Raw genomic sequence first — 14,091 nt, 5'->3', positions numbered from 1 at the left:
CAAAGTGTGGACCGATTCAACTGGGCGGTGTGAGGTTCCCGTAGTTCCGGTGCATCTGCTGGTTGCCGGGGCTCGCCGTTCATGGCGCTTCCGCTCGCTCCCCTCGGCCGCGGCGCTCTCCTCCCGTTCCATGGCCCGCCCTGGGTGGATGCCTTCGCCCCGGATGATCGACCGTCTGGGTGCAACTCCAGGACAGAGAGGAATTCTCCACTCATCCGCGCGATCCGAGCGGCTGCTGGCGGCGAAGCTCAAACTAAGCGGGTGGACTGCGGCGCGACGGACCCTTGCCTGCTGATCAGGTGATCGAACTCTCCCCGCTCAGAAAATCCACCACGGCCGATCCGATTTGCAAACACGCCGTGGCGGCGGGAGATGGGGCATTGATGACATGGACCATGCGTCGATCGCGAATCAGTTCGAAGTCGTCCACCAAGGCGCCGTCCGGACGCACCGCTTGCGCGCGAATGCCCGCCGGAATGGGCGTCAGGTCCTCAGCCCCTACTTCCGGGATGAGTCGTTGCAAGGCTTTGACGAAGGCCGCCTTGGACAAGCATCGATGGAACTCGCCCATGCCCATTCGCCAATGCTTGGCCGCCAGCTTCCGGAAACCGGGAAACGTCAGCATTTCCCAAGTGTCCCCCCAATTCACATCCGAAAACCGGTAACTCTCCCGCCCGAAGGCCAGGACCGCATTGGGTCCGCACTCCAACCCTCCTTCAATCATGCGTGTAAAATGCACCCCTAAGAAAGGGAACTGAGGATCCGGCACAGGATAAATCAAGTTCCGGCACAGATGGGTGCGCCCGGGCCGAATCTCGAAATACTCGCCGCGGAACGGAATGATTTGGGATTGGGCGTTTGCCCCGGCCAGACGCGCCAGCCGGTCGGAATGCAGACCGCCGCAATTGACGCCGAGGGAAGCGGTCCATTCCTGGTCTCCTGCTCGCAGGACCACTCCATCCTCGCGCGCTTCCAGCGATTCCACGTGCGCCCCGGTCTCCACGGATCCGCCCGCGCCCCGGATCAAGCGGGCGAGCGTTTCGCACACGCCGGGGTAATCCACAATGCCGGCATCGTGAACCTGAATCGCCGCGATCCCGGCGCAATGCGGTTCCAGCTCCCGAATGCGTTCGGGCCCCACCTTTTCGCACCGCACGCCATTGGCGCGGCCGCGTTCGAAAAGGGTGTCCATCCGCGGCAGTTCTTGAGGGTCCGTGGCCACAATCAGTTTCCCGCACAGGTCGTGGGCAATGCGGTGTTCCTGACAGAATTGGATGAGCGCTTCGCGTCCGGCCCGGCAGTGAAGCGCTTTGCGTGAGCCGGGCTTGTAGTAAATTCCCGAGTGAATGACGCCGGAGTTGCGTCCCGTCTGGTGAGAAGCGAGCCGGGATTCCTTCTCGAGGACGAGCACCTTGCCGCCCGGATGGCGCCTGGCGAAGGTCCACGCGGCAGCCAATCCCACGATGCCACCGCCGACCACGGCGAGATCGAATCGATTCACGTCGGCATCCTGACTAATTCTTGGCGGGGCGTCGGAAGACCTTGTGAAGGGCCGCTTGATCCGTGCATTTGATGATCATTTCATCGATGGTGACGTGTTTGGGCCGGCTAGCCACCCAAACGAGGGTCTCGGCGACGTCATCGGCCGTGAGCGGCTCCACTCCTTCATACACTTTGGCGGCCTTGGCGGCGTCCCCGGAAAAACGCACCAGGGAAAACTCGGTTTCAGCCATGCCTGGATCCACGGTCGTGACTCGAATGCCGGTGCCCGAAAGCTCCAGCCGCAAAGCCTTGGTGATTTGCAATTCGCCCGCCTTGGCCGCGCAATAGGCCGCGCCGCCTTCGTAAGCCACGCGTCCCGCGATCGAACCGATGTTGATCAAACTCGATCCGGAACGCTGGCGCAGCAGGGGCAGCATCGCGCGGGACATGCGCAGCACCCCGAGCACGTTGGTCTGCATCATCCATTCCCAGTCGGCGTCCTTGCCGGTCTCCACGGTGTCCAATCCTTTGGCACCGCCCGCATTGTTGATCAGCACGTCCAAGCCTCCGGGGGTCGTGGATTTGGCCCACTGGGCGAACTGTTCGACGCTCGGGGTGCTGCTGACATCGAGTTCATGGCTGAGGGCCTGGGGAGCTCCGGCTTCCCGGCAGCGTTGCGCGACCTCGTTCAGCTTGGCGACACGGCGGGCGCCCAGGAGCAGGTTCGCTCCTTCTCGCGCGAACGCCACGGCCGCGGCGGCGCCGAATCCGCTCGAGGCTCCGGTGATGAGGACCCATTGATGGGCAAAACGTGTTGGCATGCGCCGGTTGTACCAGGAAGGAATCCTGGATCAAGTCCAGCCCCTGAAAACGATTCGGCCCCGGCGTTGCCGCGTGCACCACGGCCAATCTGCGGGTGCACCGAATTCAGGCCGGTGCATCCAGAGGTTGCCGGTGACCGGGTTGTCGTGGTCACGCAGACAGCCCTGTCTGCTGTGGCGCAGGCGGCCCAGCCTGCGGGGCGACGAAGGAAACCCGGCGTGTGGAGAGCATCGATGGGCCTCGTTCTTCACCCGCCGGGCAGACGGGCCGTCGGCGATACGGCAGGCTGGGCCGCCTGCGCCACATTAGAGACCAGTTCGGGATTCACGGGAATTGAGGCACCCTCCCGGTTCCATCCTTGCTGGATGAGCACCTTACGCTTAGTTTCGGGGCAATGGATCACGACGCTCCCGCCTCTTCGTCGCCGGGCTGCCCCTCCGATGCCGCTGCGGAGGACGCTTCGACTTGTCCGCCGTCACCTCCACCCATCATCCCTCCGCCCCCGCCCATCGTGCCCCGGTCCTTTCCTTCCGCCGCCCCGCCGACTGCGCCGCCCCCCTCGCGGGCGCCGCGATCCAGGATGCGTTTCTGGGTGGTGTTGCTGCTGGTCGTGGGTGGGTTTGGAATCTGGGTGCTCTATGCACTCGTTTCGGGCTTCAAAGAGGGCTTGGCTCATTTTTCCCATGTGTCCGATCACGCCAATGGCGATTCGCTCGTGGAAACGGTGGTGGTGAACAACCATTCCAGGAACAAAATCGCGCTCGTTCGCATTGAAGGCATCATCATGGATGAGGCCTTCGATCCTTCTGGGCGTTCGACGGTTGATCTCATCCAGGAACAGTTCGACCGGGCGGCGGACGATGACCGCGTCAAGGCGGTGCTCTTGAAGATCGACTCCCCGGGCGGGGAGGTGCTGGCGGCGGACCGGATCTACAAGATCATTCGTGATTTTCAAAAAGAAACAAAGAAGCCCGTGATTGCCGCGATGGGCAGCCTGGCGGCTTCGGGCGGATACTACGTCGCCGCTCCGTGCCGGTGGATCGTGGCCAATGAATTGACCATCACCGGCAGCATCGGAGTCATCATGCATAGCTACAATTACCGTGCATTGATGGACAAAGTCGGCGTGCGTCCGGAAGTCTATAAAAGCGGGAAATTCAAGGACATGCTGAGCGGGGACCGGTTGGAAGTCCTGCCCGAGGAAAAAGAAATGATGCAGTCCATGATCAACGAGACGTATGAACGCTTCAAGACGGTCATCCTTGAGGGACGGCGCTGGGCGGGGGAAAAGAACGGCGACACCGGTGGAAAGCTGGCGGAAGACTGGGTGCAGCACGCGGATGGACGGATCTTCTCGGGCCGCCAGGCGCGAGACAAGGGCTTCGTCGATGAACTCGGCGATCAAAGCTCCGCGATCAAGAAAGCTTTGGAAATCGCCGGCATCCCGGACGCCAACATTGTCAGCTTTAAGGAACCTTTCGAATTCGGGAGCCTCTTCAGACTCTTCGGCAAGACGGAATCGCGGTCCGTCAAAATCGAACTCGGGCTGGACTGGCCCAAGCTCAAGGCCGGGCGGCTTTATCTGGTTTCAAGCCACTTGTTCGGAGAACGTTGATCGCCGGGTTCTCTCGGATGGGAGAAACGGCATCGAAGGGTCCGGGCGAGTGGGCTCTTGCGATCAAACCGGCTCGTTGCCGCCGCTTTGCACCCAGCGCGTGACCCGTTCGAGCGCGGCCTCGGGGCTGGCCAAGACAACCGTTCCACCTCGAGGCTTCAGTTCGACTTCGCCTTTGGCCAGCGACTTCTCCCCGACGGCGATGCGCAACGGGATGCCAATCAAATCGGCGTCTTTGAACTTTACCCCCGGACGATCGTCACGGTCATCCAGCAGAACATCCACGCCTCGGGCCTGCAATTGCTCGTAGAGCCGGGTTGCGGTGTCCATGACGGGTGTTCCGGGCTGGATGGCGAGGGGCGTGATGACGACGCTGTAAGGGGCCACGGGCAACGGCCAAAGCACACCGTCCTTGTCGTTGCACTGTTCAATGACCGCTTGCAGGGTGCGGGTGACTCCAATGCCGTAACAGCCCATAAACGCGGGCTGTTGCTTGCCCTGCTCGTCGAGGAAAAGGGCGTTCATCGCCTGGCTATATTTGGTGCCCAGCTTGAAAACGTGGCCGACTTCGATCGCCCGCCGGATTTTCAGCGGAAGCCCGGAGGTCACGCAAAGTTCTCCTTCGCGGACCGTGCGCAAATCGTGCCAGGCGCTGACGCGAATATCCCGTGTCATGGACACGTGGCGGAAATGAAAACCATCCTCGTTCGCGCCCGTCGTCATGCCGTTCGCGCTCCGCAGCGTCTCGTCCGCGTACACTGTCAACTGATCGACACCCACGGCTCCCAGGCTTCCAGGCTTGGCGCCCAAGGCACCTTGGATTTCTTCCGGCGTGGCCGGTCTGAACGTTGTGGTGCCGAGTTGGGCGGCCAGCTTGGCTTCGTTCAACTGATCGTCGCCGCGGATCAGGACCAGCACCGCTTTGCCCTCCACCAGATACACCAGCGTCTTGATCTGTTGTTCGGGGCGCACGCTGTAGGGGGGTTGGGCGAGCGCTTCGATCGTCACCACACCGGGTGTCGCGAACTTCTCCACCGCGGCTCCCGTGGAGGTTGAAGGCGTCGGCTCAAGGGGGCCCCGACTGGATGCCTTTTCGATGTTTGCGGCGTAACGTCCCGACTCGCAATAAACCACCTCGTTCTCACCCGTTTCGGCCGGGACCATGAACTCGTGGGAAAATTTCCCGCCGATCACGCCCGTGTCGGCCTCTACGGGGAACGCTTTGAGTCCGCATCGCTCGAAGATGCGGGTGTACGCCTCGTACATCTTGTGATAGCTGGTCATGGCCGCCTCGTCGCTGACATCGAAACTGTAGGCGTCCTTCATGATGAATTCGCGCGCGCGCATCAGGCCAAAACGGGGGCGGATCTCGTCGCGGAATTTCACCTGAACCTGATAAAAATTGCGCGGCAACTGACGGTAGGAGCTGATTTCTCCCGCCGCCAGCAGCGTCACGACTTCCTCGTGGGTCGGGCCCAGGACCCATTCCTTGCGCGCTCGATCACGCACCTTGAACAAGACCTCGGAGGCCGTTTTGTAGCGTCCGCTCTGCTGCCAGATCTCCGGGGGCTGAAGCGCGGGCATCAGGATCTCGAGCGCTCCCGCGCGGTCCATTTCCTCCCGGATGATTTGCTCCACCTTGCGCAGGACCCGGAGCCCCAAGGGCAGGAATGTGTAGAGGCCGCCGGCGAGCTTGCGGATCAAGCCGGCCCGGAGAAGGAGTTTGTGCGAGACGATCTCCGCCTCGGCGGGAGTTTCCCGAAGGGTGGGAATGAGAGTCTGGGACCAGCGCATAGTTTGATCATCGCCCCGGCAACTCCGAGGCGGCGGGAAACGTCACCGCCCCAACCCGGTGAGACAAGTCAAAACCACACCTCGGCTGGACCTCCGGTGCATCCACAAGTTGTCTGTCGTGTGGCGCAGGCTGCCCAGCCTGCCGTATCGCCGACGGCCCGTCGGCCCGGCGGGTGAAGAACGAGGCCCTTCCATGCTCTCCACGCGCCTGGCCCGGATCATTCATCCTGAGCTTGAATCCGCGACAGTTTGCCGCGTGAGGGCACGCGGCCTACCATCGCGCCTGGCTCTGTGTTTGGAGGCCCGGTGTCCTCACCGGGCGTCCCGTGCATGAAATATGCGGGCTAATTTCCTTCGTCGCCCCGCAGGCTGGGCAGCCTGCGAAACAGCAGACAGGGCTGTCTGCGTTACCAAGACAACCCGGTCTCCGACAACCTGTGGATGCACCGCTGGACCTCGGGCGCTTCTCGCGTTTTTTGCTCCTTTACCGGAGCGAGGCTTTTCCGAATGGCTGCGGCATCAGCGAATCCAGGCCAGCAACATCCAGGCCGCGAGTCCGGCCGCCACGAGGACCCAAAGCCAATGGGGCCCCTGTCGCTTCCGGGGTTCGTCAAACTCCTCCTCGACGTATCGATCATAGTCGAAACCTTCCTGCGGAAGGCCCAGCCGGTCGGCTTGGGCGTCATCCGACCAGCCGGTGTTCTCATCCGAGCCGCAATCTGGGCACGCACGGGCGCGCTCAGGGATCATGGCTCCGCACTGGGGACAAACGTCGGGCGGCATGGGCCTTATCCCATCCCGGCATATTCCTCGTCCGTCAGGAGGTCCAATCCCATCACGATGTAGTCGTGCGAAACTGCCTGCAGGTCCTTCACGTAGTCCGGCAACCGCAGCAACACGCTGAAGCCGAGCAACGCGAAGACTTTCATGGCGCCTTCCTGGCGGCTGATGAACTCGGCTTCCATTTTTTCAAGGCCGGCGGAGGCCGCAAGGTGAATCAATTCGCTGATCAAGGCGCGGGCCAGTCCTCTCGAACGGAAATCCGGATGCACCATGACGCTGACGCGTCCGATGTGCCTCTTCCATCCGCCGTGCTGTTGATGCAGCGTGGCGGCGGCGGCGACGCGGCCATTCGCCCAGGCCAGCAGAGGCAGATTGCGGTCATAATCGATCTGTTGGCACCACTGGCGAATCAGCGCGCGGTCGGTGACGTGATGCTTGATGAAGAGCCGCTCAGGGGCGGGAATTTCGAGGAAAAACCGGTGGAACGCCTCCTCGTCGGACTCGGCCAGCGGCCGCAATTCGGCGTTCAGGCCGCCCGGAAGAGCCACGGTCTTGGGGTAAACATCCAGCGCGGATTCGAGAGACATGCGATGCCTGATTGAAGGTTGATCAGAGAGTATCGACCTTCAATCCATGCCGCAAGTAAAAGCGGGACGGAGCTGAGTTGCCGTTTCCAGGTTTAAGCTCGAGTTGCCGGTCGAGGAGCAAGCCCAACCTGCGCTTGGCGGTGAACTCAGCCTCGAGTCGGGCGGCGCGCTCGACTTCGACCCGGCGGATCAACCGGGGCAGATCAAGCCCGGATATTTCATGCACGGAACGCCCGGTGAGGACTACAAACACGGAGGCAGTCGCGATGGTAGGCCGCGTGCCCTCACGCGGCAAACTGTCGCGGATTCAAGCTCAGCATGAAATATCCGGGTTAAGCCGTGCGGCCGACGGGGTGAATCGGGTGCCTCACGCCGGGCGACCCGACCCGTCAGATGAAGCAAGCAAACTCCACACTACCTTCCTGTCACCTCGGATGAGGCAGGAAATCGATCGGGGATCGATCCCATCCACTCGTGGGTCTGTTCACCCGAGCCTCCCCGGCGGGCCGCCAGGGATTGCAGCCACGCCTCAGCCGCCTCGATATCGGCGTCGGGCGTGGAGGTCCCCGCCGTAATCCCGACGGTTTCTGCTTGATCGAACCATTCCGGCCTGAGTTCGGAGGCCTGCTCGATCCGGAGCGAGCGCGCGCCAGCGCCGGCGCAGGTGGCGGCCAATTCGCGGGTGTTGTTGCTGTGACGGCCGCCAATCACCACCACCACGTCACAAATACGAGCCAGAGCTTCGGCGGCTTGTTGCCGCTGCTTGGTCGGACGACACACGGTGTCCCGAAACTCCACCGCCGCATCCGGAAAATGCCGCCGCATCGCCGACACTAAGTCCGTCACGCGGGCAATGGGCTGAGTGGTTTGAGCCACCACCCCATATCGGGCTCGCCGAGGCATGTCGCGGAAGTCGTTCTCGGTCAACACCACGGAGAATTCCTCGAAATCCCCCGTCAATCCCCGTACTTCAACGTGCCCGGCCACCCCAACAACCACCGGATAATGCCCGGTGTCCACCAACGCCCGTAACGCCTGATGCGCATGATGAACCAGGGGACACGTGCCGTCCAGCACGGTGGAAGTCTGGTGCGACAGCAGGGCGCGAATATGATCCGACGTGCCGTGGGCGGTGATCATCACCGGGCCCTGGGGCGCTTCCAAGGAGAGTGGTGCGAAACGAATCCCCTGGCGGCGCAGATCCTCCAGCACGGTCGGATTGTGAACCAAATCGCCCAGGATGGTGAGGGGTTCGGGGTTCTGAGCGGCGGACGATTGAGCCATGGCGATGGCGTCCTTTACCCCAAAACACATGCCCAAATGTTTGGCTCGAAGAATACGCATAGAGTTCAGGAACGGGCGATGACGTGCGAAGAGATGGGGTTCTTGAGCGACCGACGGCGTCCAAGCCGACCCAGCATGACTCCAAGCGTCACCGGGAACAGCACCGTGCAGGCCGCGAGAATCGCCGTGAGATTGGGCATCGGCTGGGTCCAGGCGTGGCGCAGGAACTCACCCACCGGAACCGGAAGCGCGATCCAAGGAACCCAGCGCGGAGACTGGGCGGGGCGGAGGAATCCGGCGAAGAGGGCAGCCGTGAAAGACGTGCGCGCAGCCAAGCGTATCTCGTCCGTCAACAAATTGAGATAACCGGCAAGGCAAGCCACGAACCCGATGAAGAACTGGGGCCAGAGTCGAGGCGCGCGGCGCAAGATCCAGGCGCCGCAGCCGAGTCCGGCCAGGAAAAGATGAACTCCTCCCGATTCTTGGAACACCCTCCAGGGGATGGCCGCCAGAGCGGCGGCGGAAGGTTCAAGCCAGATTTCGGTGATCATGAGACAACGGTCCATTCGCGCGATCCAAGGAGGCATCGGCGAGGTCCGGAAAAAGTTTACTTTGCTTCAAAAAGTCTCTGACCGTGGCGGCTTGTTTTTGTTCAAAAATCAGGGCTGTGCTTTTCGATGCTGCCGGACCAAGGCCTCCATGTGGTCCAAGTATTGTTCGAAGGCCTTGCGACCATCCCCGGTCAGGGAGCAGGTCGTCAGGGGACGGTGATTGGAAAAGGTTTTGGACACGACCAGGAATCCCGCGTACTGCAACGTCTTCAAGTGAGTGATCAAGTTGCCATCGGTCATGCCCAGGGCTTCCCGAATTTCCGTGAAGGAAAGCTCCCGCGCGGCGGCCAGCATGGACACGATGGCCAGCCGGCCTTTTTCATGGATGACCCTGTCGAGTTGATGATGAAGGGAAGTGGAGGTCATGACACGAGATCGGGATCCCTCTTTTCAGCCCAGCGCAGCACCACCCCGCTGACGAGATGATACCCGCCGAATGCGGTTCCCATGCACCAGTGAAAATCCGAGGGCTTCGGTTTCCACCAGGAAAAGGCAAACGCGAGCCCGAGCGCCGCGCCCGTGGCGATGAACAACCACGCCAAAAGCTGGGGCCCACGCGGCAGGAAAAAAGCCGCCGCATGCATCGATAATCCGTAACAAACCATCCAAAGCGCAGGGACCAGCTCGGCCATGGCTTTGCCCATGGGACGGTCGGACAGCGTGGGCACCGCCAGGATGGCTCCGGCGGCGAACCCGGGACACACGGCTTGAAGCACGCGCCTCGCGGGCGGGGTCCAAAACCGCTCGCCCGCACCCAAAGCCTGACGGCGAACCAGCACCAAGGCAAAGGTGCCGACCACGAGCCCGGTGAACATCCAGAACATCACCGTCTGGCGGGGGTCCTTCATGTCCAAGGCCACGCCAAACAGCGCCCCCGTGACCCCCACAACTCCGGCCAGGACTTGCAAGGGCGCCACCGCTCGTCGATAGAGCGCCGACCGCTCCATCAACGTTCGAATCGCGGCCAAATTGGCTTCCGCCGAACGGGAAGGCATGCAAAAACTTTGCACTGCAAAGTCGAAAAGTCAAAGCTTTCTCCGACCTGAATGCCGAGGGCTTGCGACAGTCGCTCCTCCGCCTTGCTCTCGTGGCGGGGATGATCCGCAGCCTCACGCCGTCTCTGTTCATGTGCCGTCTCCGTTGCGTGAACGATGCGAGGGACTCGCTTCCCTTCAGTTGCCAGCCGCCACCGTGCGGGCGCTCTTGGAGATGTTGGAGCAACGGCACCCGGAACTCTACGTCTGCCTTTGCGATGAAACCGGCGCCGTCCGGCGCCACATCAACGTTTTTATCAACACCGAACACATGCGAGACCGCGCTGGAATCGAGACACCGCTCGCCGATGGCGACGAAGTCATTTTCCTCCCCGCCGTCTCCGGAGGATAAATCCCATGGCTCAACGAATCGTGCTCACCCTCGGAACCAAGAAAGGGCTCTTCGTCGCCGAAGCCGCCAGAACGCGGAACAAGTTTGCCTTGCGTGGCCCCTTCGGCGCGGGAGTCTCCGTCTATTCCTCACTCATCGACACGCGTGGCACGCCGCGCATCTATGCGTCGAGCTGCAACCCCTTCTTCGGAATGAAGGTCCTGGTCTCGACCAATCTCGGAAAAGATTTCCGCGAAACGAAGTCTGCCCCTGCGTTCCCCAAAGGAGACGGACGCGCCCTCGCGAATATTTGGGCCCTCGAAGCGGGGCGCGACAAAAAGGAACTCCTCTGCGGCGTCGAGCCCGCCTCGCTGTTCCGCAGCCGCGACCAGGGCGACACCTGGGAAATCGTTCCCGGCATCAGCAATCACCAGCACGCTTCCCAATGGCAACCGGGCACCGGCGGGCTCTGCATGCATACCATCCTTCGCGACGGACAACGCGTCCATCTCGGCATCTCGACCGGTGGACACTACCTCAGCGAGGATGGAGGCGAAACTTTCACGGCCGCGAACAAAGGCGTGGGCGCGGGATTCATGCCCGATCCCTATCCGGAATTCGGCCAATGCGTGCATAAAATCGCCGGGCACAAGGCCGCGCCAGGCCGGCTCTACATGCAAAATCACGGCGGATGGGCCGAGTGGGATGGACCCGGCGGAAGGCGTCCGAACATCGGCGTGTTGCGCAGTGACGACCATGGCCATACCTGGCGCAGCATCGCCCAAGGTTTGCCTTCGGATTCCCCATCGCCGTCCATCCGCACCATCCCGACGTCGTTTACGTGATGCCGTTAGAACCAATGACGCGGACCAGCCCCGGGGGCGCCCCGGCGGTCTGGAGAAGCGAGTCGGGCGGCGACGGCTGGACCCGGTTGGCGAAGGGACTGCCCAAGAAACACGGCTATTTCACGGTGTTGAGGGATGCGATGGACATCGACGAACTTGGCGCGCCAGCGCTTTATTTCGGAACCACGACCGGCCAGCTCTGGATCGGCCGGGAAGGGGGTGAGGAATGGGAATGCCTCTTCTCGAACCTGCCGCCGATTCATTGTGTGAAAGTTGCGGTGGTATGATGATCTAGCCGAAGCGGCAGGAGTCCCTCATCCCTGTGCCCGCGAACAACCAGCCAGCTTCCTCCGAATCAACGTTGCCGCTGTGCTTTGAAATAGGTTAAGAGCTTGGTCAACCATCTGGCCTCCTTATGCCCTCGACCTGCAACACCTCCCGCAGAAGACACTTTCACCACGGATTCACGTTGATCGAACTGCTGGTGGTCATCGCCATCATTGCCGTCCTGGCAGGAATGCTTTTGCCCGCGATTTCCAAAGCCAAACAGAGCGCCAAACGCATTCAATGTCTGAACAATCAACGGCAGATTGCGACCACCTGGACGCTTTACTCGGCGGATTTCAATGACGCCATGGTGGCCAATGGCGCGGAAGAGGGCGCCGGCCGGGACACCCTTTGGGTGGGGGGTGGTTATCACAATTTCAATCAACCGTTCACGAACGAGATTTATCTGATCGATCCGCGCTATGCCTCGTTCAGCCGTTATTTAACCACGAAACATGTTTATAAGTGTCCCAGCGACCGCACGAGTTTCGTGGCTTTACGTGGACGCCCGGTTCCCCAAGTTCGGAGCTTTGCCATGAACTTGTATCTCGGGCCCACCGCTTCCATGAACCGGCACCATTCGAGCCGATATCAAGTGTTCAAGAAGACTTCCCAGCTCTCCCAACCGTCCGGGATTTTTCTAACTCAGGATCTGACCCCTCAAAGCCTCTGCACCCCCGCGTTTATCGTGCTGATGCCGGGTGCCAATGGAGGGGGTGACACCTATTTCCATCTCCCGGCCACTCACCACAACAACGGAGGCGTGGTCAGTTTCGCCGATGGCCATGTCGAACTGCATCGCTGGCTCGATTATCGCACCATTCGTTCCACCACACCCGGCCAGCGCATCGCCCACAATATCGTCGCCCGCGCCAGCAAAGATCTGCAATGGATCCAGGAACGGACGACGACGTTGAAGTAATCTGCCCGATTCCGTTTCGATCACCCGCCGTCCCGCCTCCGGCGCGAGGCGAATGGCGCCAGCAAAACCAGAGCCACCACGCTCGACGCGCTGATTGCGCAGCCCCGGACGAAGCTCCTGTCCTCATAACGAAGCCGCACGCGGTGTGTTCCGGCCGGAACTTCCAGCGCTTGAAACGCCGCATTTCCCTTCAGCAATCGAACGGGCTTTTCATCCACGGTCGCTCGCCAAGGAGGATACCATGCTTGAGCCACCACGGCCAAGGTCGGCTCGGAGGTCCGCACCGTGAACTCGATCTCGTGATTCCCCCAGCGAACATTCTCCACCACCGCGTTCGACGATGCAACCGCACCAAGTGCCAATGGAACCTCGGCATCGAACAAAACCTCCCGCCGCGGGTTCCAGGCGCCATCGGCCAGGACATCCCACATGGCGGCGGACACTCTCGGTCCTTGACCCGCGGTGATCCAAGGCATCGCATCGGGTCGGAGCCGCCACTCCAGAGCGCCATCTTTCACCTCGACCATCGTGCGCACCCCTAGAAAATTCAGGAGCGGTTCGCGTGATGCCGGCACATCCAGTGTGCGATAAAGGAGTTGGCGGTGGATTCGGTCGACATCCCTGATCGAGAGCGAAAACAAGCCGTCCACTTTGGCGGGCCCGTCGAGCAGGTTGCAGTTCGACAATAACAACTTCCGGCTGAGCAGAAAATCCCGGACCGGATCCTGGGCAGGCCGCCGTTGAGCCTCGACTTCGGATCGAGGCGTGGTCATCCCGCGGTAGGCTCCCGCGTGAAGCGGATGCGCGGGATCTTGAATCAATCCCGGTTGGTAAATCTCTCGCGTCACCGTGGGGTTCAATTCGGGAACGTGGGTCTTCAAGTCCAACACCACGGCCAGCGCACACAGTCCTCGCGCGATCTCGCGCCACTTTGAGGAGGCGGACACGAGCCCGACCATGAGTGAACCCGCTCCCACAAGGAGACACAACGTCCGCCCCGCCGCGTTCGCCGCCAGCGGCAGATCCACGCCGGAATGTTTCGGATAGCGGTGGCCCTCCCAGGCCAGGATCCACACAAGGAGCAGCAGCACGCCGAACATCCACCCGCCTCCTCGAACAAGCCCGTTTGCATTCCGAGGGCGCTTCTCCATCCAAGCCAAGCCGAAGGCAGCCAGCAAAGGCAGGGCGAACGACGAGACCACGACCCATTTCACGGGATATCGAAAGAGACCCGCTTGCGGGAGAACAGCCCGGAAGAATCCATCCAAGAAAGTCGCTTCGGCCAGAGCGAGGATGATGGACAGAAGAAACAGGCCACCCAAGGCCAGTCCGCGGCAGTCTCGCACGCGCACCAAACTGACAGACGCCAAACCCAACACGATGATCCCGCTGTAATACGAAGCCGTCCAGTATTGCCCAAATTGTGCGGGCACCCCGAAGAACTTCGTGAAGCAGTGGTAGAGCGGCAGAATGAAATTAGCCCAACCTGTCGCAGGCATGGCCCAATCGGTGCCCCCGAAATCCGCGTCGCGCTGGGACCATTGCAGCAACTCAAGGAAAGGGAGGAGCTGGCAGGAGGCCAGACCTGCGATGGCGAGGACGGCTCCGGCGAAGCAGGCGGATCGGGTGCCGGCAATTTTGAAAGCATGTTTGA

At 61.6% G+C, this 14,091-nt stretch carries 16 protein-coding genes; 5 read left to right on the top strand and 11 right to left on the bottom strand.

The features are described 5' to 3' along the window. Positions 1-295: 295 nt before the first annotated feature. Together lhgO and FJ404_07720 are read right to left on the bottom strand one after the other, a co-directional pair. Positions 296-1,501 carry an L-2-hydroxyglutarate oxidase gene (gene lhgO, locus FJ404_07725; protein MBM3822757.1) on the bottom strand — a complete coding sequence of 402 codons (1,206 nt, stop codon included), beginning with the start codon at positions 1,499-1,501 and terminating at the stop codon, positions 296-298. A 13-nt stretch (positions 1,502-1,514) separates the two neighbouring features. Beyond that, the gene (locus FJ404_07720; protein MBM3822756.1) at positions 1,515-2,303 is read right to left on the bottom strand and encodes an SDR family NAD(P)-dependent oxidoreductase; all 789 of its coding nucleotides are present in this window, start codon (positions 2,301-2,303) and stop codon (positions 1,515-1,517) included. A 395-nt stretch (positions 2,304-2,698) separates the two neighbouring features. On the opposite strand from FJ404_07720, the gene sppA reads away from it, so the two are divergent. Further along, a complete protein-coding gene (sppA, locus tag FJ404_07715) occupies positions 2,699-3,919 on the top strand; it encodes a signal peptide peptidase SppA (GenBank protein MBM3822755.1) in 1,221 nt (406 codons plus the stop codon). Positions 3,920-3,982: 63 nt separating this feature from the next. Here sppA and FJ404_07710 read toward each other — a convergent pair whose 3' ends face one another. The 8 genes from FJ404_07710 to FJ404_07675 form a co-directional block, all read right to left on the bottom strand. Next, the gene (locus FJ404_07710; GenBank protein ID MBM3822754.1) at positions 3,983-5,713 is read right to left on the bottom strand and encodes a proline--tRNA ligase; all 1,731 of its coding nucleotides are present in this window, start codon (positions 5,711-5,713) and stop codon (positions 3,983-3,985) included. A gap of 519 nt (positions 5,714-6,232) precedes the next feature. After that, a complete protein-coding gene (locus FJ404_07705; GenBank protein ID MBM3822753.1) occupies positions 6,233-6,496 on the bottom strand; it encodes a zinc-ribbon domain-containing protein in 264 nt (87 codons plus the stop codon). Positions 6,497-6,501: 5 nt separating this feature from the next. Beyond that, entirely contained in the window at positions 6,502-7,083 is a 582-nt protein-coding gene (locus FJ404_07700; GenBank protein MBM3822752.1) for a GNAT family N-acetyltransferase, read from the bottom strand. A gap of 22 nt (positions 7,084-7,105) precedes the next feature. Beyond that, positions 7,106-7,336, bottom strand: coding sequence for a hypothetical protein (locus FJ404_07695; GenBank protein MBM3822751.1), 231 nt, complete (start codon positions 7,334-7,336; stop codon positions 7,106-7,108). 161 nt (positions 7,337-7,497) lie between these two features. Next, entirely contained in the window at positions 7,498-8,427 is a 930-nt protein-coding gene (gene ispH, locus FJ404_07690; protein ID MBM3822750.1) for a 4-hydroxy-3-methylbut-2-enyl diphosphate reductase, read from the bottom strand. A gap of 5 nt (positions 8,428-8,432) precedes the next feature. Then, entirely contained in the window at positions 8,433-8,918 is a 486-nt protein-coding gene (locus FJ404_07685) for a hypothetical protein (protein ID MBM3822749.1), read from the bottom strand. A 108-nt stretch (positions 8,919-9,026) separates the two neighbouring features. Next, positions 9,027-9,344 (bottom strand): transcriptional regulator, encoded by a 318-nt coding sequence (locus FJ404_07680; protein ID MBM3822748.1) that lies wholly within the window; start codon positions 9,342-9,344, stop codon positions 9,027-9,029. Beyond that, positions 9,341-9,973 carry a hypothetical protein gene (locus FJ404_07675; GenBank protein ID MBM3822747.1) on the bottom strand — a complete coding sequence of 211 codons (633 nt, stop codon included), beginning with the start codon at positions 9,971-9,973 and terminating at the stop codon, positions 9,341-9,343. Before FJ404_07675 ends, FJ404_07680 begins: the two co-directional genes overlap by 4 nt. Here FJ404_07675 and FJ404_07670 point away from each other — a divergent pair. The 4 genes from FJ404_07670 to FJ404_07655 all read left to right on the top strand — a co-directional run bounded on the left by FJ404_07670 (position 9,972) and on the right by FJ404_07655 (position 12,437). Beyond that, positions 9,972-10,364, top strand: a complete 393-nt coding sequence (locus tag FJ404_07670) for a MoaD/ThiS family protein (protein MBM3822746.1) — start codon at positions 9,972-9,974, stop codon at positions 10,362-10,364. The two genes, FJ404_07675 and FJ404_07670, sit on opposite strands and share 2 nt — an antisense overlap. Positions 10,365-10,369: 5 nt before the next feature. After that, the gene (locus FJ404_07665; GenBank protein ID MBM3822745.1) at positions 10,370-11,188 is read left to right on the top strand and encodes a hypothetical protein; all 819 of its coding nucleotides are present in this window, start codon (positions 10,370-10,372) and stop codon (positions 11,186-11,188) included. After that, positions 11,185-11,475 carry a hypothetical protein gene (locus FJ404_07660; GenBank protein MBM3822744.1) on the top strand — a complete coding sequence of 97 codons (291 nt, stop codon included), beginning with the start codon at positions 11,185-11,187 and terminating at the stop codon, positions 11,473-11,475. Before FJ404_07665 ends, FJ404_07660 begins: the two co-directional genes overlap by 4 nt. A gap of 128 nt (positions 11,476-11,603) precedes the next feature. After that, on the top strand, positions 11,604-12,437 hold the full coding sequence (locus FJ404_07655) for a prepilin-type N-terminal cleavage/methylation domain-containing protein (GenBank protein ID MBM3822743.1): 834 nt from the start codon (positions 11,604-11,606) through the stop codon (positions 12,435-12,437). Positions 12,438-12,457: 20 nt separating this feature from the next. Here FJ404_07655 and FJ404_07650 read toward each other — a convergent pair. Further along, on the bottom strand, positions 12,458-14,091 hold a 1,634-nt coding region (locus FJ404_07650), incomplete at its 5' end, for a hypothetical protein (GenBank protein MBM3822742.1).

It is taken from the genome of Verrucomicrobiota bacterium (assembly GCA_016871495.1).
Classification (GTDB): domain Bacteria; phylum Verrucomicrobiota; class Verrucomicrobiia; order Limisphaerales; family VHDF01; genus VHDF01.
The sequence above is the reverse complement of the archived record's forward strand: the minus strand, read 5'-3'. Positions and strand labels throughout refer to the sequence as shown.